Source organism: Streptomyces sp. NPDC029466 (assembly GCF_055574515.1).
Genome location: NZ_JBVHZH010000094.1, coordinates 1 through 2,888 on the forward strand (window position 1 = coordinate 1; position 2,888 = coordinate 2,888).

General features: G+C 68.9%; 3 protein-coding genes. All 3 read right to left on the minus strand.

What is annotated here, in order from left to right; genetic code table 11:
- The coding region (locus ACZ4XD_RS36635; RefSeq protein ID WP_468049798.1) for an ATP-binding cassette domain-containing protein at positions 1–207 on the minus strand (207 nt) is incomplete at its 3' end.
- Positions 204–1,286, minus strand: a complete 1,083-nt coding sequence (locus ACZ4XD_RS36640) for a FecCD family ABC transporter permease (RefSeq protein WP_468049800.1) — start codon at positions 1,284–1,286, stop codon at positions 204–206. The genes ACZ4XD_RS36635 and ACZ4XD_RS36640, both read right to left, overlap by 4 nt.
- A gap of 2 nt (positions 1,287–1,288) precedes the next feature.
- The gene (locus ACZ4XD_RS36645; protein WP_468049802.1) at positions 1,289–2,368 is read right to left on the minus strand and encodes an ABC transporter substrate-binding protein; all 1,080 of its coding nucleotides are present in this window, start codon (positions 2,366–2,368) and stop codon (positions 1,289–1,291) included.
- Positions 2,369–2,888: the final 520 nt, after the last annotated feature.

Below are 2,888 nucleotides of genomic sequence, written 5' to 3' on the forward strand. Positions count from 1 at the left end.
CAGCTCGCGGAGGTCGGTACCGGCCAGCAGAACCCGGCCGGCGGTCGGCTTCAAGTGCCGGTAGACAGTCCGCAGCAGCGTGGACTTGCCGCTGCCGTTCGGCCCGACCAGGCCGGTGATCTCGCCCTCGGCCGCCACCAGATGGGCCCCCGCCACGACCGTACGACCGGCGTAGGCGACGCTCAGGTCTTCGATGTCGATTCTCAACTGCCGCTCCCAAGGCGCCGGTCCAGCAAATACAGCAGGGCCGGAGCCCCGATGAGTGAGGTGACCACGCCGACCGGCAGTTCCTGCGCGTCCATCGCCGTACGGCAGACGATGTCGACCACCACCAGGAGCAGCGCCCCGAACAGCGCCGAGATCGGCAGCAGGCGACGGTGGTCGCCGCCGACGACCAGGCGGCAGACGTGCGGCACCATCAGCGCGACGAAGGCGATCGCGCCGGACACCGCCACCAGGACGCCGGTCAGCACGCTGGTCACCGTGAACAGCTCCCGGCGCAGCCGGGTGACCTGGACGCCGAGCCCTGCCGCGGTCTCGTCGCCCATCATCAGGGCGTTCAGTCCCCGGGCCCGCGCCTGTAGCCACAGCAGGGCGAGCGGAACCACGATCGCGGGCATGGTCAGCACCGGCCAACTCGCGCCGCTGAGACTTCCCATGAGCCAGAACAGCACGCTGTGCGTCTGCTGCTCGTCTCCGGCCTGCAAGACCAGAAAGCTCGTGAAGCCGGACAGGAACTGGCCGATCGCCACCCCGGCCAGCACCAGTCGCAGCGGCGCGAACCCCCCGCCCCGCCGGGCGACGGCCCATACGAGGGCGAAGGTGGCCAGGGCTCCGGCGAAGGCCGCACCCGACAGCCCCATACCGAGCACCCCGCCGGTGCCGAGGCCGAGGACGAGGGAAGCGACCGCTCCGAGGGACGCCCCGTTGGAGATGCCCAGCAGGTACGGGTCGGCCAGCGGATTGCGCACCAGCGCCTGCACCGCCGTACCGACGACACCCAGCCCAGCCCCCACGAGCGCCGCCAGCACGGCACGGGGGACGCGCAGTTGCCACACGATCAGGTCGTTCGTGCCCGGTCGCGGGGCCTCACCGGACAGTCGCCGCCACACCACGCTCCACACCTCACCGGGCGAGATGGACGTCGATCCCCAGGCCACAGCGGCCGTCAGCGCGGCGAGAAGTGCGACGCCGAGAACGAACGCCAGCGGTACGGCGGGCAGACCGCGTGCGTCCTGGCTCTCCCCGGTGGACTTGCGGCGGGACGCGGACAGAGTGGAGAGCACGACTAGCCGACCTTGCCCGGGTAGAGGGTCTTGGCGATCTTCTCGACCGTCTCGGCGTTCTCGACACCGGCGATCGTGGTCGGCTCGGATCCGATGCGCAGGAAGTGGCCCTCCTTGACCGCCTTCAGGCCCTTGGTCGCCGGGTTGGTCTCCAGCCACTCCTGTGCCTCGTCGAACGCCTTCTTGTCCGCCGCCTCACTGCCCCGGTTGCGCACGCCGAGCTGGATCCAGTCCGGGTTCTTGGCGATCACGTCCTCCCAGCCCACCTGCTTGGTGTCGCTATCGCAGCCGGCAAAGGCGTTGCGGGCGCCGGCCAGGGTGATCACCGCGTTGGCGACCTGGCGGTTGCAGACGACGGTGGGCTGCTTGGTGCCGGCGTCGTAGTCGAAGAAGAAGTACGTCGGCCGCTTGCCCTCCGCCGTATCGCCGACCGCCTTCTGGACCGCGCCGACCTTCTCCTTCATCCCGGCGACGAGTTCCTTCGCCTTGGCACTCGTGCCGGTGACCGCGCCGAGGGCGGTGATGTCGGCCTCGACCGCCGACAGATCCCTTACGGGCTTCTTGCCCTGCGCCGCGCAGGCAGTGGACTTCAGATAGATGTGCTTGATTCCGGCCGCTTTGAACTCCTCCTCGGTCGGCGCATCACCCATCCCTCCCCCGCCCATGCCCCCCATGGACGCGAACGTGTCGATGTACAGGTCGGCGCCGGAGCCGAGCAGCTTCTCCTTCGGGATCACGTTCTGACTGAGCGCCTTGACCTTCTGACCCTGCGCGTCCAGAGCGCCGGGCAGTGTGCCCTTGCCCGGCGGGAAGCCGGTGCCGATCACCTTGTCTCCTGCGCCGAGGCGGAGCAGCAGCTCCAGGCTGGAGGCGTTGCTGGTGACGATCCTCTTCGGAGCATCGGAGAAGGTGGTTTTGGCGCCCATGCAGTCGGTGACGGACAGCGGGTAGGCCCCGGCTGCGGACTTCCCCGCCTCCCCGGTGCCCTCACCTGCCGCGTTCTTCCCCCCACCGCCGCAGCCGGCGGCCAGCAGACCGCCCAGTACAACGGCTGCCGTACCGCCCCACACACGAGCACGCATCGATACCCTCCCAGATCCACTCGGTAAGCGGACGAACCTCCGTTACCCGCTCCAGTAGTCGGGACAATCTGCTGCCGAGTTCCCGCCCACGTCAGCGAGCGGGCTGACGCCGATGGTCTTACCTGGCTCCGGTGCGCCCGCGCTCCGAACTCGGCGGGGGACGACAACTGCCTCCTCTTCACCCGTTACGGGGAGCAGGATGGGCCGTTCTTTAGAGCACCTGTGCCCACCGACGCTCTTTCCGGAGGAGCCATGAACCCTGTGCAGGGCACCGCACCACACCCCACTCGATTCGAACGGCGACAGCCCGCGCCCGTAGCGGCGGGCCTCCCCAGGCACGTCATTGACGCCACTACCCGGCGTTCTCTCCCCTCATCCCGTCCGGATACGTGGTGGTGGGCATGAAGCCGCGGATCAATGTGACCCGCCTGGCCCGGGCCAGGCACGACCACGAAGAAGGAAAAAAAACGAAGCGCAGACAGACAAAAGCAAGGGGCGTCTCTGTGGCGGGACGCGCGAT